Source organism: Clostridium aromativorans (genome assembly GCF_020908015.1).
Taxonomy (GTDB): domain Bacteria; phylum Bacillota; class Clostridia; order Clostridiales; family Clostridiaceae; genus Clostridium_B; species Clostridium_B aromativorans.
Map to the genome: position 1 here is coordinate 1 of NZ_JAJJPB010000014.1, position 20,908 is coordinate 20,908.

General features: G+C 31.8%; 22 protein-coding genes. 19 read left to right on the plus strand and 3 right to left on the minus strand.

The window, feature by feature from the left end; all coding sequences use genetic code 11:
• From lpdA to LN736_RS11290, 6 genes are all read left to right on the plus strand, one after another.
• Window positions 1–1,144 (plus strand): dihydrolipoyl dehydrogenase (gene lpdA, locus LN736_RS11265; RefSeq protein ID WP_229981555.1); only part of this gene is annotated, 1,144 nt, incomplete at its 5' end.
• A gap of 206 nt (window positions 1,145–1,350) precedes the next feature.
• On the plus strand, window positions 1,351–2,658 hold the full coding sequence (locus LN736_RS11270; RefSeq protein WP_229981556.1) for a hypothetical protein: 1,308 nt from the start codon (window positions 1,351–1,353) through the stop codon (window positions 2,656–2,658).
• Between the two features lie 38 nt (window positions 2,659–2,696).
• Entirely contained in the window at window positions 2,697–3,413 is a 717-nt protein-coding gene (locus tag LN736_RS11275; protein ID WP_150357996.1) for a zinc dependent phospholipase C family protein, read from the plus strand.
• A gap of 100 nt (window positions 3,414–3,513) precedes the next feature.
• The gene (locus LN736_RS11280) at window positions 3,514–4,053 is read left to right on the plus strand and encodes a class I SAM-dependent methyltransferase (protein ID WP_179978281.1); all 540 of its coding nucleotides are present in this window, start codon (window positions 3,514–3,516) and stop codon (window positions 4,051–4,053) included.
• A 54-nt stretch (window positions 4,054–4,107) separates the two neighbouring features.
• Complete coding sequence (locus tag LN736_RS11285; protein WP_150357994.1) at window positions 4,108–5,817, plus strand: B12-binding domain-containing radical SAM protein; 1,710 nt, start codon at window positions 4,108–4,110, stop codon at window positions 5,815–5,817.
• A gap of 20 nt (window positions 5,818–5,837) precedes the next feature.
• Window positions 5,838–6,143, plus strand: a complete 306-nt coding sequence (locus LN736_RS11290; RefSeq protein WP_150357993.1) for a hypothetical protein — start codon at window positions 5,838–5,840, stop codon at window positions 6,141–6,143.
• Between the two features lie 77 nt (window positions 6,144–6,220).
• On the opposite strand, the gene def is transcribed toward LN736_RS11290, so the two are convergent.
• Window positions 6,221–6,697, minus strand: a complete 477-nt coding sequence (gene def, locus LN736_RS11295) for a peptide deformylase (RefSeq protein ID WP_150357992.1) — start codon at window positions 6,695–6,697, stop codon at window positions 6,221–6,223.
• Between the two features lie 155 nt (window positions 6,698–6,852).
• Between def and LN736_RS11300 the strand changes: the two genes are divergently transcribed.
• A complete protein-coding gene (locus LN736_RS11300; RefSeq protein ID WP_150357991.1) occupies window positions 6,853–7,341 on the plus strand; it encodes an ECF transporter S component in 489 nt (162 codons plus the stop codon).
• 216 nt (window positions 7,342–7,557) lie between these two features.
• Window positions 7,558–9,861: an RNA polymerase recycling motor HelD gene (helD, locus tag LN736_RS11305; RefSeq protein WP_150357990.1), complete on the plus strand. Its 2,304-nt coding sequence runs from the start codon at window positions 7,558–7,560 to the stop codon at window positions 9,859–9,861.
• 194 nt (window positions 9,862–10,055) lie between these two features.
• Here the strand turns inward: helD and LN736_RS11310 are convergent, their stop codons facing one another.
• Window positions 10,056–10,220, minus strand: a complete 165-nt coding sequence (locus LN736_RS11310; RefSeq protein WP_150357989.1) for an aspartyl-phosphate phosphatase Spo0E family protein — start codon at window positions 10,218–10,220, stop codon at window positions 10,056–10,058.
• Window positions 10,221–10,607: 387 nt separating this feature from the next.
• Here LN736_RS11310 and LN736_RS11315 point away from each other — a divergent pair, with 387 nt between their 5' ends.
• The 9 genes from LN736_RS11315 (at window position 10,608) to LN736_RS11355 (ending at window position 18,910) form a co-directional block, all read left to right on the plus strand.
• Window positions 10,608–11,327: a TIGR04283 family arsenosugar biosynthesis glycosyltransferase gene (locus LN736_RS11315; RefSeq protein WP_150357988.1), complete on the plus strand. Its 720-nt coding sequence runs from the start codon at window positions 10,608–10,610 to the stop codon at window positions 11,325–11,327.
• Window positions 11,284–11,994, plus strand: coding sequence for a TIGR04282 family arsenosugar biosynthesis glycosyltransferase (locus tag LN736_RS11320; RefSeq protein WP_150357987.1), 711 nt, complete (start codon window positions 11,284–11,286; stop codon window positions 11,992–11,994). The genes LN736_RS11315 and LN736_RS11320 overlap by 44 nt, the downstream gene beginning before the upstream one ends.
• A 26-nt stretch (window positions 11,995–12,020) precedes the next feature.
• A complete protein-coding gene (locus tag LN736_RS11325) occupies window positions 12,021–13,025 on the plus strand; it encodes a phosphotransferase (protein ID WP_229981557.1) in 1,005 nt (334 codons plus the stop codon).
• A complete protein-coding gene (locus tag LN736_RS11330; protein WP_229981558.1) occupies window positions 13,019–14,161 on the plus strand; it encodes a (Fe-S)-binding protein in 1,143 nt (380 codons plus the stop codon). Before LN736_RS11325 ends, LN736_RS11330 begins: the two co-directional genes overlap by 7 nt.
• Entirely contained in the window at window positions 14,158–14,871 is a 714-nt protein-coding gene (locus tag LN736_RS11335; protein WP_229981559.1) for a TVP38/TMEM64 family protein, read from the plus strand. Before LN736_RS11330 ends, LN736_RS11335 begins: the two co-directional genes overlap by 4 nt.
• Before the next feature lie 24 nt (window positions 14,872–14,895).
• Window positions 14,896–15,819, plus strand: coding sequence for an HPr(Ser) kinase/phosphatase (hprK, locus tag LN736_RS11340; protein WP_150357983.1), 924 nt, complete (start codon window positions 14,896–14,898; stop codon window positions 15,817–15,819).
• Window positions 15,816–16,361: a 5-formyltetrahydrofolate cyclo-ligase gene (locus tag LN736_RS11345; RefSeq protein WP_179978280.1), complete on the plus strand. Its 546-nt coding sequence runs from the start codon at window positions 15,816–15,818 to the stop codon at window positions 16,359–16,361. The genes hprK and LN736_RS11345 overlap by 4 nt, the downstream gene beginning before the upstream one ends.
• Window positions 16,362–16,498: 137 nt before the next feature.
• Entirely contained in the window at window positions 16,499–17,437 is a 939-nt protein-coding gene (locus LN736_RS11350) for a magnesium transporter CorA family protein (protein WP_150357982.1), read from the plus strand.
• A gap of 72 nt (window positions 17,438–17,509) precedes the next feature.
• Window positions 17,510–18,910 (plus strand): aminopeptidase, encoded by a 1,401-nt coding sequence (locus LN736_RS11355; RefSeq protein WP_229981560.1) that lies wholly within the window; start codon window positions 17,510–17,512, stop codon window positions 18,908–18,910.
• Window positions 18,911–18,962: 52 nt separating this feature from the next.
• Here LN736_RS11355 and LN736_RS11360 read toward each other — a convergent pair whose 3' ends face one another.
• A complete protein-coding gene (locus tag LN736_RS11360) occupies window positions 18,963–19,814 on the minus strand; it encodes a PHP domain-containing protein (RefSeq protein ID WP_229981575.1) in 852 nt (283 codons plus the stop codon).
• Between the two features lie 239 nt (window positions 19,815–20,053).
• Between LN736_RS11360 and LN736_RS11365 the strand changes: the two genes are divergently transcribed.
• Entirely contained in the window at window positions 20,054–20,254 is a 201-nt protein-coding gene (locus tag LN736_RS11365; RefSeq protein WP_150357979.1) for an alpha/beta-type small acid-soluble spore protein, read from the plus strand.
• A gap of 153 nt (window positions 20,255–20,407) precedes the next feature.
• Window positions 20,408–20,779 carry a phage holin family protein gene (locus tag LN736_RS11370; protein ID WP_150358996.1) on the plus strand — a complete coding sequence of 124 codons (372 nt, stop codon included), beginning with the start codon at window positions 20,408–20,410 and terminating at the stop codon, window positions 20,777–20,779.
• Window positions 20,780–20,908: the final 129 nt, after the last annotated feature.

Genomic DNA, 20,908 nt, shown 5'->3' on the forward strand with positions numbered 1-20,908 from the left:
GAGAAGAAAGAGAATAATAAAGAAACTTGTATCAGGAGTAAAAGGACTGCTTTCATATAACAAGGTAAATGTGATCAAGGGGTTTGCCAAAATGGAAACTAAAAATTCCATTGTAGTAACCAGAGAAAATGGAGAAGCTGAAAAAATAAGTTTTGACGATGTCATAATTTCCACAGGTTCTCTTCCCTTTGCACCTCTTATACCCGGAATAGGCCTTGAAGGTGTAGTGGACAGCACCGGTGCACTGGATTTTGAATCTCTTCCGGAGACAATAGTGATTATAGGCGGCGGAGTAATAGGCATAGAATTTGCAAGCCTGTTCAGCTTACTTGGAAAGAAAGTGACCATTCTGGAAATGCTGCCGTTTATTTTACCGCCTATAGACAGGCAGATTTCAAATCTAATTGCTGATAAGCTGTCAAAAAGAGGAGTTACACTGAATACCGGATGCAAGGTAACTAAAATAGAAAAGGTAGAAAATGGACTGAAGGTTGATTTTACTAAAGGAGATGGCGTTTCAAGCGTGGAGGCCGAGAAAGTATTGGTAGCCATAGGAAGGCGTGCAAATACAGAGGGGCTTGATTTAGATAAAATTGGAGTAAAGGTGGAAAAGGGAAATGTATGTGTGGATGATCATATGAGAACTAATATAGAAAATATATATGCCATAGGGGACTGTACAGGGAAAATAATGCTCGCCCATGTTGCTTCCGAACAGGGTGTGGTGGCTGCAGAAAATATATCGGGTCAGAATGCAAAGATGGATTACAAGACCGTGCCCTCCTGTGTATATACAAAACCTGAGATAGCTGCCGTAGGGTATACTGAAGAACAGGCCGAAGAAAAAGGAATTGACTACAAAGTAGGTATTTTCCCCATGGGTGCCAACGGAAAGGCCATGATATCAAAGGAAACAGACGGTATAATAAAAATACTGGCGGACAAAAAGACGGAAGAAATCCTTGGCGTTCACATCATGGCACCCAGGGCCACGGATCTCATAGGGGAAGCTGCACTTGCACTGAGGCTTGAAGCTACTGTAGACGAAATAATTACTACTGTGCACGCCCACCCGACTATAGGTGAAGCTTTCAAAGAAGCCGCGCTGGCTGTCCAAAACAGAGCTCTCAATTCTGTAAATTAAAAATTAATTTAATTTGAATAATTCTAAGCTTTAATAATTTTTTTATTGAGGCTTAGAATTATTTTTTAGAGGTGGTAACATGGTGAAATTTTCCGAAATTATAACATACAAATTATTGTAGTATTCTTTCTAAATAAACATTCATATGCAGAAAATTTTTTTAATATAATATTTTAGGATCTATATTTGAGGAGAGTATTATATTTATGAAAAAATTATTGAAAGTTTTATCAATGCTTGTGCTTATATCTGCATCAGTTTTTGCAATTCAATTTTATTTTGATAAAACACATCCCAAAATTCAGGTGGAGTTGAAAGACAACGCTCTAAGTTGTAGTTTGAAATATAGTGGGCTAAAGAACTCAGTTGATTTCACAGTGGATGAAAAGAATAATTATTACATAGCATATAAAAATAAAATACAGATTATAAAAGAAAATGGAAAGAGTTATGATATATTCAAAGATCCTGAGCTGGATATTCACAGTATAGACTATTTTAAAAATAACCTATATTATTCTTCAAAAGATAAAATATATTGCTATAACATGAAACAAAATAAAAATACAGTTCTTTTAGACAATCTCCCTAATTATGGAGATTATAAAGACAGCCTATTAAAAGTAAGAGGAGAATATATATATATATCCATAGGGGCTGCAACTAATTCAGCTGTAGTGGGGGATGACAACAAATGGGTTAAGAAGAATTTCTATGCCCATGATGTGACACCAGAGGATATAACCTTGAGGGGAATTAATTTCGGAAAGTACAAGAGAGGGGCATTTCAAAGTTATAATACAAACAGCTTAAAGGGGCAGATAGTGCCACAGCATTTTCCAGGAAATGCCTCCGTAATAGTATATAATATAAAAAACGACAGCAGTGAAACTTTTGCCTGGGGGATAAGAAATATAGGCGGTATGGATTTTACAAGTAATAATAAACTTATATGCAGTGTTGGAGGTATGGAAAATAGAGGGAGCAGGCCTGTTATAGGAGATACGGATTATATATATGATATAGAGAAAAGTATATGGTATGGATGGCCGGATTACAGCGGCGGTGATCCAGTTACTTCTCCAAAATTCAAGAGTGTCAAAGGTTCACCACTGCAGTTCATACTTGACAACCACCCAAGCACAAATCCTCCGGCTCCATTATATCAGCATAAAAGTGTAGGTACTATAGGAACTTTAGCTGTAGATGCAAATGGAGATTTAAAATCGAGAGATTGTATATTTTTTTATGATAATTCAGATAATATGATCTATAGTTTTCGAGGAGCAGGTTCCCCTTTAGCAGAAGTTAAATTTAAGGATATTTCTAAAATTTCCAGTATAAAGATATACGATAAGTCATTGTTAACACTTGACGGAGAGAGTGGATATTTATATAGTATAAAAAGAGGCAAAATTAATGTAAAGCCGGAAGTAAATAAAAGCATTTACCTATATTTACTTTTAACGGTGATACTTGGAATTATATTGATTTTAAAGAATCAAAATTCTTGAAAGTGCATTAGTATATTTAAAGAGGAGATTATTATTGGATGAAGCGTGGAATTGAAAAAACTTATGGAAATGCTGTTAAAGGTATATTCCTTGCAGTAAACCCACTTAAGAAAAAGATCATGAAGACAAATTGTACTGTTCATAAGTTTATAATTATACAGGCTATAGAAATATTAAAGATCAATGGATATACGGAAGAATATAAGTTTTTTAAAAAATACGTAAAGGCTTTGAATATAGGAGTTACCTGGGCAGATCAAGATTTTAAGAGTTCAAATCATTTTTATCATATAACTAGAGGCAGAGGACTATACGGGTTTTCAGATGCACTGACAGAATGTAAGAAATATTACAATAGATCATTACAATTTCTGAAAGATAGAGAAATTCAAAGGGCTTTATTTTATTTTGGAGCATCCTGCCATCTTGTTCAGGATGTTACAGTCCCACATCATGTAAACAATAAGCTTTTAAACAGTCATAGAAAATTTGAACTCTGGATAATAGGAAAGCTTATGACAGATTATTCTTTTACTACAGAAGAGGAACCCATAATGTATGATAAAGTAGATGATTTTATAAAGAACAATGCCATAATGGCAAACAGCACCTATATAAAAAACAGAAATATAGAGTCCAGAGAGGAAAGATACGGTAGGATATCCATGATTATTATAAAAGAAGCTGAGAGGACTACAGCAGGCTTTATGCTTAAATATTTCAATGAAATAAAAAATTTAAAAATTCTTCCATAGCTTGGAGGATTTTTTTTCCTTTTACAGAACATATATAATAGGTATATAGCATATTATGTATTTTATTATATTTTTTACTATATGTTCATAAAGGATAGTGATTCGATTGAATAGAAATATATTTATAAATATGGAAAATGAAATATTTAAGGGAAACTTACTGGATGTAGGTCTTGACAATCAGGGCATAGTATATAATGTATATAAGCAATTTAACGATAACATAAATGTCGAATATATAAGTGGAAAAGATGAACGGAAAAATATAATGGAGGACTACTATGATAATTGTATACTGTTATTTTCTTTTGATAAACTCTGTTTTAATTTTAAAAAGAAAAATTTTATAATGAATATACATAGATATTTGAATAAAAATGGATTTTTGCATATATGGGATATAGACAAGGGATATAATAAAATTTTTTGTGGAGATATAAAAATAGCAGTACCTGGAGGAAAACTTAAGAAAATAAAAATAAGGGATTTTAATATTTTAAAAAATAGTTCTAAAGAAAATACTTTAAAGCTGCTGGAAGATTATTTTAAGGTTTTAGATTTTAGAAATTCAGATGGAATTTACTATATAAAGGCCAAGAAAAAAATATTGTCTAGTTTCAAACGAAATTCTAAATTGTAATTTGTGATGCCTATTAGAAAACTATGGTGATTTGGAGGTAAATAGGAAACTCATATGAAGATATTACTGACTGCATTGAACTCAAAATATATTCACAGTAATTTGGCAATAAGATATTTAAGAGCTTATACCGAGAAACTTGATTATGATTGTGTTATAAGGGAGTTCACAATAAATGATATACTGGATAGAGTTTTAGAGGAGATCATAAGTGAGAAACCTAACATAGTAGCTTTTTCCTGTTACATATGGAATATAGAGTATATCAAATCTCTGGCTGTACTGATTAAGCTTGTTGATCCTAAAATCCAGATTCTATATGGAGGTCCGGAGGTCTCCTATGACAGCTGTAAATTTTTAAAAGATGCTGCGGGAGAATACGTAATCATAGGAGAGGGAGAAGAAACTTACTGCGAATTTGTAAAACTTCAGATAGAAAATTTCAGGAATTCAGGTAGAGAAAATAGTGAAACAGATTTTTTAAAGCTTAAGAATATAAATGGACTTTGTTTTAAATGGAATAACAAAATAATTTTAAATGAATATAGAAGATTAATGGATATGAACAGAATAGTATTTCCCTATAAAGTGAAAGAGGATTTTCAAAATAAGATAATATATTACGAATCCAGCAGAGGATGTCCTTTTAACTGTAAATACTGCTTATCTTCAACCACTGCAGGTGTCAGATTTCTAAATATTGAAAGAGTGAAAGCGGAACTTCAATTTTTAATGAGAAAAAATATAAAACTTATAAAATTTGTAGACAGGACTTTTAACTGCAACCATGAATTTACTATGAAACTCTGGAAATTTATAATAGATACAGATACAAATATTACCTTTCATTTTGAGATCTCGGCAGATATCCTTACAGAAGATGAAATAGAATTACTTCAAAGGGCCCCTGCAGGAAGAATTCAACTTGAAGTTGGAGTTCAAACTACAAATGACAGGGTTCTAAATAATATAAACAGACATGTTGAGTTTCAAGAAATAAAGAGAAAAGTGAAAAAAGTAGAAAAAAACCACAATGTAAAACAGCATCTTGATTTAATAGCAGGACTTCCGGGAGAGGATTTTAGTTCCTTTAAAAAATCATTCAATGATGTGTATTCTGTGAAGCCAGAAGAAATTCAGCTTGGATTTTTAAAACTTTTAAAGGGATCTGACCTGAGGAAAGATGCAAAAAATTTGGGAATTGTATATTCTCCTTATGCCCCATATGAGGTTTTAAAAACAGACAACATAAGTTATGAAGAACTAGTTGTATTAAAAAGGATAGAGAAGATGGTAGATAAGTACTATAACTCTGGAAAGTTTACACATATACTAAATTATTTTACAACTAAGTTTAAAACCGCCTTTGACTTTTATTATGAATTGGGAATGTTTTTTTATAATAGTGGATATTTAACTAGAAATATATCATCGGCAGAATATTATAAGGTGTTTGTCGAATTTGAAGAACAGTATTTAAAGGAAAAAAATGTTGAATTAAATGAGATAATAAAATATGATTATCTTAAGTTCAATAAAAAACGATGGCTTCCAGATTTTTTATTGAGATATAGGGATAAATATGGAGAAAAACTTATAAAGCAAAAAATACAGGATAAGGATATAGCGGTATCGAAGAATTATTATCTTGAAAAATTTTCTATAAATATAGAAAAGCTCTTGAAAAGCTCCCTTATAGAAAAAGAAGATGGATATGTGGTATTTGACGGAGAAAGGGAATTATATTTTTTCGGCCATATTTAAATAATGAAGGAGTTGATATTATGAACTTGACTATTGATGACAGAGCCCTTGAATATGCAAGAGAAAAAGGCGGAGATTTTGTAGTTAAAACTGTTTCTACATCCGGAGGATGCTGTGCTATGGAAGTACGGGAGATAACTGTAGAATTTTCAAGTGATTTTAAAGGAAGCAATAAAATATTTAATAGGTACAACTATAAGGGTATAAATGTATATGTAGAAAGAGGACTTGAAATGGAGGAAGAAGTACTCATATATGAAAAAGCTAAGCTGCCTTTAATTGGAAATCTATTTGGTTCGAAGGGAATATCTGTAAGATATCTTTAATTATTTTTAGACTGGATATGAATTGAGCTGCCCTAAGGTATTAAAATAGGACAGCTTCATTTTTTTGCCCAATTATATTAATCTGAATCTTTTACCTTATATACTTTTTTTGCCCTGTCTGTATACAAAATGCCGAACAAATGATCTATTTCATGGCAAAATACATTGGATACAATTCCATCAACTTTGTAAGTCAATTCATTGCCCTCTATATCCTGACTTGTCACTAAGATTTTTTTTGGCCTTATCACAACTCCTTCATATCCTGGATAACTCAGGCATCCTTCTACACTTTCCTGTCTGCCTGTTTTTTTGATTATTTTAGGATTTATTAAAATTATAGGCTTAGAATCTTCTTTTTTTAAGTCTATAACTACAATTTTCCTGAGTATTCCTATTTGAGGAGCAGCGAGGCCAACACCGTCAGGACTGTTATTTAAAGTATCCTTAAGATCTTCTATAATTTTCAGAATTTCATCGTCTATTTCTTTCACTGGTCTGCTAACTCTATTCAGCAATTTATCTCCAAATTGCAATATCTTTCTTATTGCCAAATATATTACCTCCCTATTAATCTAATCGCCAATAAATAAATTATACATTTATTTCATAAAAGGATCAATTTAGATTTAATAGCTTTACATTTTGAGTTAACTATTATATTATTAGTGTATATATAAGAGTATATACACTAATTTGGAGGAGAAAAATGAATAATATAAAAAAACTTACTTATTCAGGGCTTCTAACAGCTCTGGCAATTGTAATACCAACAGCTTTTGGAATTTTAAAAATACAATTTGGGCCTTTTAGCGCTACTTTGGCTGCTCATGTACCTATGTTTATGTCGATGTTTTTAGGACCTTTTGCAGCAGTAATGGTGGGGATAGGATCTGTAATAGGATTTTTAGTTACTTCGCCTCTTGTAATAGCAGCAAGGGCAGCCAGTCATATATTTGTTGGATTGGCAGGTGCATTTATGCTTAAAAAAGGAATATCTTTTAAAAAGATCATAGTACTTACAGCGCCTATTCACGGAGTACTTGAGGCCATAGCAGTAATACCTTTCGGGTTTACTATGTACAAGGTACTCATAGTAGTAGGAGTTGGTACACTTATTCATCATATGATAGATGGAGCTATTTCTCTTGGCATTCTGGGAGCACTTTCGAGAAGCTTTAGTCTCAAAAGGATTTAGACTCAAACAATGAGAATATAATTAGAGTAAGAATGAACTGCTGAATGTTTGATTATTCAACAGTTTATTCTTTTGCGCAAATATAAGAAAATGTCCTAACTTAGTAAAAAGAGATTTGTAATATTTCCTTCTTGTGGTTCTGACATGTTATAATGTTAAATATAAAATTTATATAATATCTTATACAGTAAGTACAGGAGTGGGAGAAGGGATACTATGTCTATAGATTCTAGTGAAATGGAAATTGAAAAGGAACATTTGAAGGACACTTTAAAATGGTTGGAATCAGAAATAAAAAATATACAGCAAAATGACAAAAAATTAAAGATGAGCATAGAGGACTTGAGGAAGCAGTCTAGGGGAAAGTATAATGAAGAACTGGATACAAAGGAAAAACTTTATAATATCACCCATAAAAGTCTTGAAAAATACGAAGAAAGCAAAGAAAAACCTTATTTTGGAAGAATTGATTTTAGAGAATACAAGAGCGAAAAAGAGACTTTCTATATAGGCAAATTTGGGCTTGGAGATGTAGAAAATGGAGATGAAAAAGTAATTGATTGGAGGGCTCCCCTGGCGGATTTATATTACAGTGGTGTAGAAGGAGATACATTTTACAAGTCTCCTGTTGGAGTGATAAGTGGAAAACTCAGTTTAAAGAGGAAATTTTTGATTGAAAATGGTAATTTAAAAGATGCCTTTGATGATGGAGTAAACGAGATATTACTTAAATCTGACAATGAAGAGGGCAATCCACTGGTAGATGAATTTCTAAAAGTAAATTTAAATCAAAGTGTGAATAACAGGCTCAAAGATGTGGTGGCAACTATTCAGAAAGAGCAGAACGATATAATAAGAGCAGAAAAAAATACCACTCTTATATTTCAGGGAACTGCAGGCTCCGGCAAAACTACAGTGGCCCTTCATAGGCTGGCATATTTACTCTACAGATATAAAGATAAACTAGGTGGAAAAGACGTTTTGGTTATAGCTCCCAATAAGCTTTTTTTAAGTTATATATCAGATGTACTTCCGGATCTGGGAGTAGACAATGTAAAGCAAATGACTTTTGAAGAACTGTGCAGTAAAATACTGCACATTAAATGTAAAATATACACCAAAGATAAGAAATTGGCAGATATACTTGAAAATAAACAATGTTTTTCTAAAAAAAACATGATCTACAACAGCCGTATAAGGGGGAGTATTTTATACAGGAAATTAATTGACGATTACATAAAATATATTGGGGAAAAGGATTTAGATATAAGTGATATAAAAGTAGATGATTATATTTTATTTGACAGTAGGGAAATATACAGGCTATACACGAAGGATATGAAATATTTGCCTGAAAATCAAAAAAAATATAAGATAAAAAAATATTTCGAGTTGAAGATAGATGATAAAATACATAAAATAATGGATAAAATAGATTTTCTATATGATTATAAAATTGCCAGATTAAAAAAAACTATGAAAGACAGCGCAGGTAGGAGAAATAAAATTAGATTTATCTACGATGAAAGAGATGAAAAGAAAGAATATATAATAATTCAATCGGAGAAAAATTTTGAGGATTATTTCAATAGGTGGACTGAAGTCGATACATCTAAGCTCTATGAAAAATTTCTAACGGACAAGGATGTATTTGAAAAGATCATAAGTAAAAAAGTTTCCAGGAATCGCTGGAACGACCTGGTAAATGAAATACAGGCAAATAAACAGAATAACGTAATTGATAGTGATGATTTAGCAGCTCTTTGCTATTTGAAATTCAAAATAGATGGAATACCCGAAAAGTTCAGATTTAAATACCTGGTTGTGGATGAGGCTCAAGATTACAGCAGTTTTGAAATGACTGTCTTAAAGGAAATAAGTACAGGCAGTTCTATGACTATAGTGGGTGATCTTGCCCAAGGTATATATGATTATAGAAGTATATCTGACTGGAATGATATTATACAGGATATTTTTGGAGTCAACACAAGATATTTTCAGCTGACTCAAAGCTACCGTTCTACAGTAGAAATAATAGAATTTGCCAATAAGATACTTGAGCTTCAAAAAAGTAATCTAATACCGGCAGTACCTGTTTTAAGACATGGGGATTCTCCTAAAATACTTAAATTTATAAACAATAGAGATTTCAGTAAAAGTTTAGATAAAATAGTGAAAAAAGTTCATGACAGTAATAAAAGAACTATAGCCATTATAGGAAAAACTTCTGTCCAATGTAAAAAAATTAGAGATTATTTAAAAAAGTACAGTGCTTACAATTGGAATTTAGTCAAAGAAAATGATAATGTATTGAAAGAAGATAAAATGATAATTCCCTCCTATATGACAAAAGGGTTGGAATTTGACTGCACTATAATTTACAATTGCAATGAGGAAAATTATACCGAAAATGAATTGGATAAGAAGATATTATACGTAGCTCTCACTAGAGCCCTTCACATGGAGTACATATTTTACTCAGGCAAAATATCAAAGATTATTGAAAGTTTTTATAAATAAACCAACCTTATGAGAAAAATTTAAAAAATAGACGAGTTTATATATGAATTTCTAACTTTAGTTTTAGAAGTAGGGGCTCAGCCCCCTATTTTTATTATAGTAAAAAGTTATATAGATTTTTAAAATCAAGTCCAAGGAATAGAGCTTTTAAAATTTAAATGAAATGAATATGTAGTTTATAAAATTAAAAATATCTAACCAAAAGTGTTTTTCCTCTGGTATTCTAAAATTAACTTGTCCAGTTTTTCACTGCATTTAACTACTGTTTCGTCTGTAAGATTACTGTTTCTCATCAGCAGATATAGAGTTTCTTTTAGATTATTTATCTCGATATCTAAATTTGCTAAATCATTTTTCATCGCTATTCCCCCATAAGGTAACTTTACTCCTCTTATATTTTACCAGATAATAATAAAATAAACATATCTTTTATTAGCCAATAAAATACAGTATATTACAAAAATAAACATAATTTCTGTAGATAAGGTGTGGATTATTCTGTGGAGAAAATGTGGAAAAAAGAAAAATGTGTCTGTATATATTGGTATAAAGTGCTATGGAAAAAATTACTAAAATAAAATAATGTCTAAAAGTTTTTTGCATGTATTAATAGCAGATAAGAAATTTTGATAAGAAATAATAATATAACTTACTATAAGTATTTTAAATAGCAATAATAATTAGGGTTCTGTATACAAAAAAGTTATAATTAAAATAAGAAGTACAATTTTGATTTGGTGATTAAAATGGTTTCAATAATAATTCCTGTATTAAATGAGGGTAAAAATATAAAAGCATTTTTAACAATGTTGGAGAAAGTGAAGGGAAAAAAAGAGATAATTTTTGTAGATGGAGAGAGTACAGATAATACTGTGTCAACAGTGAGAAAATGTGCAAAGGTACTGTCTAGTGAAAGAGGAAGAGCAAGGCAGATGAATGAAGGTGCAAAATATGCTAGAGGGAATATACTATGGTTTTTACATGCAGATTCAATTGTAGATCCTAATTCAATTGACTACATAGAAAAAGCTATTGAAGAGGATGAAATTATAGGAGGAGGGTTTTCCCTTTATTTTTATGATTGCAATACACTATTTATGAGATACATATCCACTACTTCAAATATTAGAGCAGGAAAACTTGGAATATATTTCGGGGATCAGGGAATGTTCATTAGAAAAGATGTATTTGAAAAATTAGGAGGATATGCAGACATAGATATTATGGAAGATTTAGAAATATCATTGAGATTAAGGAAAATAGGAAAAATGAAGCTGCTCAGATATGGCATTGGAACTTCTGCAAGAAGATTTAAAAAAAGTGGTCCTATTAAAACCCATATATTAATGCATAAACTCAGGATACTGTATTTTCTAGGTGTTTCATCAGAAAAATTAAATGAAATGTATAGGAGGAGTATGGATGAATGCACTCATACTTATGACAAGAGTACCTATTCCAGGTAAAACCAAAACTAGATTGATGGAAATTTTAACAGGCGAAGAATGTGCCAACCTTCATATCCAATTTTTAATGGATATTTTCAAAGTGTGCAGTAGGTTGGTCAATGACACGGATATATACCTTACATATACTCCAAAAGAAGATTTATCTTACATGAAGGATATGATTCCAGAGTATATTGATACATTCCCTCAAATTGGGGGTGATTTGGGAGATAAAATGGACAATGCCATAGATACTGTACTGCACAAAGGATATAAAAAAGTAGCTTTGATAGGAACTGATATACCAGAAATACAGCCATCCAATATAGCCAGAGCCTTTTCTGTATTGGAAGATAAGGATCTATGTCTGGGGCCGACAGAGGATGGAGGATACTACTTGATAGGTATGAAAAAAAGAAATTCACAAATATTTTCAAGCAGCATAAACTGGGGAAAAAAGTCAGTGATTGAGGGTACTATAGATATTGCAAATAGAAATAATATAACAGTTGGATTTACATGTAAATGTTGTGATATAGATACTAAAGAGGATTTAATGAAATTTAGGGATAAGATGAAGGACAGAACTATAAAGTGGGAAATTTTTCCTCAAAATACCTACAAATTTATAAATGACATCTTATTTAGTAAATACCACAAAATCAAAATCAATACAAATAGTTAGCTTTGTTATATTTAAAAGGAGTTAATATGTTAAAAGATAAATTAATATATAAAATAGAGGATTACATAAATAAAAATAAGGAATTGAGGAAAATAGGCATAGATGGAAACTATTCCATTAATTTTTTGGCACAGGGAGAATATAATATAAATTACATACTGAAATATGGAAATAAAAAATATGTGTTTAGAGTAAATACAGGGAGTCAATTAGAGCTTAAACATCAGATTTTATATGAATTCAATGCACTTAAAAGACTTAAAGTAAGCGGAGTTACGCCTGAAGTATATTATGTAGATGATAGTAGAAAACTTTTGAATTATGGAATTTTAATTATGGAATTCCTAGAAGGTGTACCTTTAAATTATAAAAGGGATCTAGAAAAAGCTGCAGATATTTTTGGCAGGATTCACTCTATAGACTTAAGTGAAGATGATGAAAAAATTTTTATAGTGGAAGACAAAATTTTTTCCAGCAGAGTACTGGAATCTAAAAAATGGCTTAAAGATTTTATGTCATCTCCTCTAGTCAATAGAGAACAAAAAAATTTCTTCTATAAGTTTTTGCAAAAGGCTGAAGATAATAGTTATAGGGAGAAATATTTCATGGATGACAAATGGCATGTGATAAATAATACGGAGGTCAACTCAAATAATTTTATTATAGGTGGGAAAGAGTATTATCTTATAGACTGGGAAAAACCAGTTATAAGTGATCCCTGTCAGGATTTAACTCAATTTCTGGCAAAAACCACTACATTGTGGAAATCATCTTATCTTTTTAGCAAAGAAGAAATAAATGAATTTCTCACTATATACGAAGGCAAATTGAAAAATGGCAAAAGAGATATAAAGGAGAGAGTACATCTATATAAACCTTATCTGTATCTAAGGGCACTTTCCTGGTGTGCCTATGCATGGATTCAATATAAGAATCCGGAAAAGAATATAAAGAACGAGGATACATTGAAAAAGATAGAGGAATACCTAAGTTTGGATTTTCTGAAAAATCTAGAGGTGAATTTATGGTAAATAAGCCCATTGAATTGGATGAAAATATTTTAAATGAGTTGAAAAGCACAGGAAATAGGTGTGTAAAATGTGGTGCATGCATGAAACAATGTGAGATGCTTAGATATTTTTGTAAAAATCCCAGATCTCTATTTAAAAGTGCAGTAGAAGAAAAAAGTATGAATTTATATATACCTTATTCCTGCAGCATGTGTAAAACTTGTAAATCAGTATGCCCGGAGAATTTGGATTTGGGTGATGTATTTATGAATATCAGAAAATATGCAGTGGAAAATAACGGAGGAGTATCTCCCATGAAAGGCCATAGATCCGTGCATATGCATCAAACATTAAGTTTTTCAAGATTTTTTAGCGGTATTTTGGGAGATGAATCCCATAAAAAGATTAAAAGGCTCTTTATGCCTGGATGCAGTCTTTGTGCTTATAATCCAGAGCTTGTATTCAAAACTCTTGAATACCTCAAAAAAGATTTTCCCGAGACAGCAATGATTATAGAATGCTGCGGAAAGCCTTCCAAAATTATCGGGGAGGAGGAAAGTTACAAGCAGAAAATTACAAAATTAAAAAGAATGGCAGATTCTTCCGGTGCTCTAGAGATAGTTACAGCTTGCCAGTCCTGTTTTTTACTTCTTAAAGAATGCGGATTGAATCAAAATATAATTTCACTTTGGAACCTGCTGGCAAAAATTGGACTACCTCAGGAGGCAAAAGGTATAGGAAAGAGCAGTGATATAGTCTTTTCAATTCAGGATTCATGTGTAACTAGGTATAGGGAAGATATTCAAAACAGCGTAAGATATATTGTAGATGAACTTGGATATAAAGTAGTGGAATCACTGCATTATGGAAAACATACTCACTGCTGCGGTATGGGAGGAATGGTTTCTACAACGAATCCAGATATATCCATGCAGGTTATGGAAGATACAGCCAACTCCGGCAGCACCGATTATTTACTTACGTATTGTGCCAGCTGTAGAGAATCCATGTCTATGGGAGGGAAAAAGTCTCTGCACCTTTTGAATTTAATATTTGGAGGTAAGTGGGATTCCAAACGTGAGGTACCTGGCAAAACAAGCCTTTATAAAAGTTGGATGAATAGATATAAAATCATGAGAGGAGGATATAGGATTTGAACAAAAAGAAAACTATATTGCTGAAAATACTGATTGCAATTTTAATTATATCTGCCGCAGTGATATGTTTTAAATGCGACCTGCTGCATAAATGCAGTGCCTCTAACATAAAAGCTTATATAAGTTCTTTTGGGATGCTTGCACCTGTAGTTTATATAATAATGTTTACTTTTGTACCTCTTACACTTTTTCCCAATGCTTTACTTGCCATAGCCAGCGGAATGGTTTTTGGAGTGTTCTATGGTATGATATATACTATTATTGGGGCTGTTTTAGGAGCAGCTCTATCTTTTTATATAGCCAGGTTTTTGGGAAAGGATATAGTAAATAAATTGGTCAGGGGCAGGGGAAAATGGTTCCAAGACGGAGTTGAAAAAGAGGGCTTCTTAATAGTATTTATATTGAGATTGATACCACTGGTGCCTTTTGATATAATAAGTTATGGAGCCGGCCTTTCTAAAATAAAATTCAAAGATTTTCTTATAGCCACTACAATAGGGATAATACCCGGGGTATTTGTATTTATAAATTTAGGAGATAAGTCACAAAATATAAATTCTTTAAATTTTGTTCTGGCTTCGGTTCTTTTGGGTGCTCTTGTTTTAGTATCCTATTTTATTAAGAAAAAAATCACCTTCAATAAACTTCAAAATGATTTAACCGTAACAGAGGTTGACAATTCAAAAAAACTTATGGAAAATAAAGACTAGATGATCCAACTAAGGGGTGATAAAATGCCAGTAACGGTAGAAGATATTATAGAGGACTTGAATTTGGAAGTTATAACTAAAGGAGACAAAATAAATAAAATAACTGAAAGTGATATAAATAGACCAGGACTTCAATTCAGCGGATTTTACAATTATTATGCAAATAAAAGAGTTCAGATAGTGGGTAAAGCTGAATGGAGTTTCTTAGATGCGATGCAGTCAGAACTCAGGAAAAAAAGATTGGAAAAATATTTTGAATTTTATAATCCCTGTACTATAATTACTAGAAATTTACCACCACATAAAGAATTTTTAGAAAGTGCCCTTTCTAATAAAAGATGGATACTTAGAACTGATAGTATATCGACGAGATTCATAAATAAACTGATGAACTATTTGGATGATAAGCTGGCACCTGAAACCAGGCTTCATGGGGTGTTAGTGGATGTATACGGCATAGGTATACTTATAACTGGTGAGAGTGGAATAGGCAAAAGTGAAACTGCGCTGGAACTTATAAAAAGAGGACACAGGTTAGTAGCGGATGATGCAGTGGATATAAAACAGATAAATGGAGTACTTCACGGGACTTCACCATATATTACAGCGGGAATGATAGAAGTTAGAGGAATGGGAATTATTGATGTCCCTGCACTTTATGGGTTGAGTTCTGTACTTAAGACCAAAAATGTCAACCTTGTAATATATCTGGAGCAGTGGAAGGAAGATGAGAATTACGACAGGCTTGGAATAGACAAGGAATACATGAATATTTTAAATGTTCCTGTGAGAAAGCTAAAGGTTCCTATAAGGCCTGGAAGAAATTTGGCTGTCATAGTTGAAGCTGCCGCAGCAAATTACAGATATAGTCTTATGTCAAGCATAACTCCAGTAGATGTAATCAGCAAGAGAATAAAAGAGTTGGAGAAAAAAAGACCATGCAGATGAATAAAGAAGATATCAGAAAAAAAATCAAAGAAAAAAGAGATAGTATGCCTGAAATTAAAAAGAGGGCATTGGACAATATAATATTTGAAAAAGTTTTACTAAGTGAAGAATATCGGAAAGCTGGAAATTTATTTATATTCGTCAGTTTTGGAACTGAAGTTGATACTCATAGAATTATAAAAAGGGCTCTAAGAGATGGCAAAAATGTCTCTGTTCCAAAGACAATATCCAGGGAAAAGGGAATGATAGCGGTAAAAATAAACCATTTCAATGAACTGAAAAGTGGTGCCTATGGAATACTTGAGCCTGAAAATATAAATTTAAGGATGGATGAGTCTACAATAGATCTATGCTATATACCAGGTATTGCTTTTGACAAAGAGGGAGGAAGAATAGGCTATGGAGGAGGATATTATGACAGATTTCTAAAGATGACTAGAAAGGATTCCAAGAAGATAGCCCTTGCATACAGTTTTCAGATTTTAGATAAGGTTCCCAGAGAAGAACATGATATACCTATAGACAATATTATTTCAGATTAAATTTTATTTTAAATTTGCCTGTGAATCAATTTGTTTGAAAGGGCAGTGAATTATTTTCTGATTAAATTAACACACTAATATAAGATGAAACTATTTACATGTAAATTATAGTTAGTTTTTATTGGTGGTGTTTTTTTATGAAGGTACTGGATATAGATAATGGTTTTCAAGAAATTACTGAATCATTTGATTTTGTAAACGGTCATTATTGGATACTTCTGCATGTAGATGAGGTTGAAAAATTAAATGATTTCATATCCGTGGATGAGGAAACTGTAGATGAGTGTAGAAGTTTTTCCCAGGCATCAAAAATAAGTTTTTTTAACGGGTATATTTTTATAATATTTAATGTACTCAATTATATAGAGAGAATAGTGGTATCCAGGGAGTTGAATGTTTTTCTAAGTAGAAATTATATAATAACTGTATACAAAGACAAAATCGATATACTGGAGAATTTAATAAAAGACATAAATAGCTGGAAGAATTGTTTTGTGCTAAAAGACAATCCCCGGGTGTGTATACTTCTTTACTGCATTTTAGACAGAATAGTTATGAAAAATTATGATATAATATCCGAACTAGAAGTAGAGGCAGATAAAATCGAAATAAATATTTTGAAAAACCCGAGGCAGGATCAGATAGACAATTTGATAACTTTAAGAAGACAGGTTTATAAAATAAGAAAGTATTTAAGTCCCCTGATTTATATAGGAGACAGCTTAACTATAAATGACAACCTTGTTATTGAAAAAGAAAGTATAAAATATTTTATAGGCTTAAGTAAAAAAATAGAAAAGCTTATGATTTCCCTTGAAAGCCTGGTCCAGGATTTGGCACTGGTAAGGGAAGCTTTTGAATCAGAGATAGCAAATAAAACAAATGAACTCATGAAAATTTTTACTGTTATAGCTACTATATTTTTACCTTTGAACCTCATAAGCAGTATTTATGGTACTAATTTAAAGGGAGTACCTTTTATGGAAGTGGAAAATGGATGCCATTATGTAATTATAATGATGACTTTTATAGCCATAATCCTCATATGCATATTCAAAAGGAAAAGATGGCTTTAAAATAAACAGGATTGATAATGAATATTAAAATTTGTTTTTTATCCTAAATAAATACAGATAGGAGAGATTATAGTGTCAAAGGATTTAACTAAAAAATATAAATATGCCTGGGATAAATATTCAAAAAAGGATTTTGAATCACTTTTTAAATTATCAGATGAGTATAAGAATTTTATGTCCAAATGTAAAACCGAAAGAGAATGCATAGCGGAATTTGTGTCAATAGCTGAAAAAAGTGGCTATAAAAATATAGAAGATATAAGAGGTAAAAAAGCTTCACTGGAACCAGGAGATAAAGTTTATGCCAATAATAAAGGAAAGACTCTGGCACTCTTTGTAATTGGGAAAAAAAACATAGAGGAGGGCATGAGGATACTTGGAGCACATGTAGATTCTCCAAGACTTGATCTAAAGCAGAATCCGCTTTACGAGGATACGGATTTAGCTTTATTTGACACTCATTATTATGGTGGAATAAAGAAGTATCAGTGGGTTACACTTCCGTTGGCCATTCATGGGGTTGTCGTAAAAAAGGATGGCACTAAGGTCAACTTAGTACTGGGGGAAAAAGAGACTGATCCCGTATTTGGCGTATCCGATTTGTTAATACATCTTGCCAGAGAACAAATGGACAAAAAAGGAGATAAAGTAGTTGAAGGAGAAGATTTAAATTTACTGGTGGGAAGTATTCCAATTAAGGATAAAGATGCCAAAAACAGAGTAAAACAGAACATACTGAAGTTGTTGAATGAAAAATACAATATTGAAGAAAAGGATTTTGTATCCGCGGAACTTGAGGTAGTTCCTGCAGGAGCTGCAAGGGATTTTGGACTGGATAGAAGCATGGTTATGGCTTATGGACACGATGATAGAATATGTGCATATACCTCCTTTGAGGCAATGATGAAAATAGAAAATCCTGAAAAAACCTGTGTAACTCTTTTAGTTGATAAAGAGGAAATTGGAAGCGTTGGAGCTACAGGAATGCAGTCTAGATTTTTTGAAAATACGGTGGCAGAAATCATAGATCTCTGCGGAAAGTACAGCGATTTAAAAGTAAGAAGGGCTCTAACCAATTCAAAAATGCTATCTTCAGATGTAAGTGCAGCTTTTGATCCAAATTATCCTTCTGTCATGGATAAAAACAACTCGGCTTATCTTGGGAAAGGGATAGTCTTTAATAAATATACTGGAGCCAGGGGAAAATCGGGATGCAATGATGCAAATCCTGAATATATAGCTGAAATAAGAAATATAATGGAAAAAAATAATGTGTACTGGCAAACTGCAGAACTTGGAAAAGTGGATCAAGGAGGCGGTGGAACAATAGCATATATACTGGCAGAATACAATATGCAGGTAATAGACTGCGGCATAGCACTTCATAATATGCATGCCCCTTGGGAGGTAGCAAGCAAGGCAGACATATACGAAGCTGTAAAGGGATATACGGTCTTTTTGAATGAAATATAATATAAATTAAAAAATAATTCGTGTAATTGCAAATGTAATTACATGGATTATTTTAATTTAAGGTGTTTAGTTTATTTAAAAATATTTCTATATCTTTTTCCTCTAAATAAACTTCACCTATACTATGAGAGTGCTCGGGATCGTCTCTGTCTTTTCTTGGTAAACCGTGGAAATCTGAACCTGCAGTTATTATTTTATTATATTTTTCAGCATATTTTATAAACTTTTCTGTATCTTTTGGTGCATTCATGGAGTAAATTGCCTCTATACCGTCAAAGGGAAGCTTAAGTAGGGTTTCCATATTGACATCTTTTATGAGAACTGGATGTGCTAAAACAACCACGGAATTTAAAGATTTAAGCAGTTTCACACCATCTTCAGTGGAAAGCTTCTTAGTGGGGACATATGCGGGACAGGAATCGCCTATAAAATTCGTAAATATATCCTTAAAATTATAATTATATCCAGAATCTATTATGGCCTGTGCAATATGAGGTCTTGTAACAATATTGTGAGCATTTTCAAGTATGCTTTGATAATCTAGTTTTATATTAAAAAATTTATATAGATTATCTACTATTTTTTTTGCTCTCTTTTTTCTATATTCACTCATTTCCTGTAAAAAATTTTTAAATTCAGGAGATATATTTGAAATTGCTTTAAAATATCCTAATATATGAACACTTTTTCCATAACATAAAGTAGACAGTTCTATTCCTGGAATAACTTTGAGTTTTATTTTTCTACCAGCATCTAAGGCTTCATCCATACCGGATACTGTATCATGATCTGTTATGGCGATTATATCCATACCCCTTCTGCCGGCCATTTTTACAAGCTCACTGGGAGATAATCTTCCGTCAGATGCAGTGGTGTGTAAATGGAAATCTCCTCTTTTATACAACAATATCACCTACCCTTTTTAGTTTATCTAAACCTTAATATTATATTATACGCTAAATAAATTTTAATTGTAGATTAAAATTTAAAAGTTATGCTAAAATAAACTTTTATATATAAAAATTTCTATCTATGTCATATCATATCTCAATTTCATGCAATTTTATAGAGTAATAATTTTTATATGGAGCAAACTTATAGATGTAATACAAAATAATAATATATAGGAGGAGGAAATCAATCATGGCAAGTAACAGAGGAAATAGAGTCCTAGTTCCACAAGCTAAAGATGCCTTAAATAGGTTCAAAATGGAATCAGCTAGAGAAGTTGGAGTAAACTTAAAAGAAGGATATAATGGAGATCTTACATCAAGAGAAGCAGGCTCAGTAGGTGGAAATATGGTTAAAAAGATGATTGAAGCTTATGAACAGGGCTTAAAATAAAAAATAATATAAAATAAGTTAGGGGGCTGCTGCATAGTTAAATTATGCAGCAGCCCCCTATAATTAAAAAATTTATTATTTTTAAATATTTTTTAGATATTGGGTAAAACTATATTTGCACAGATAATATTTTATTGAAAAGGAGTGACTTCTATGGCTGACGATACAAAGAGAGAACCGGAAAATTCAAAATCTACTGTGGGCAGTTATATATTAAGATTTATCTTAACATTAATCGTGCTTGCAATAACATCTTTTTTGACACCTGGTTTTAGAATAGTAGGATTATGGTCTTATTTAGGGGCGGCAGTTGTAATAAGTATAATAGATTATTTAGTAGAAAGATTTATGAGAGTGGATGCATCTCCTTTTGGAAAAGGATTAAAGGGATTTGTAATTGCAGCTATAATCCTCTATATAACTCAGTTTTTGGTTCCGAACATGAGAGTATCTATATTAGGGGCTATTTTGGCCGCAGTAGTTATCGGAATATTAGATGCTGTAATTCCAGGAAGAGTTATGTAATAAAGTGACTCAGTAAGCTGCTGGTAATTTACCAGCAGCTATTAAATTTCAAAAAATAATCTGCACTAAATTGGAAATGTTATAGGTATCCTATGGTCTGCGATTTTAAAGTTTGCTATAATTACAATG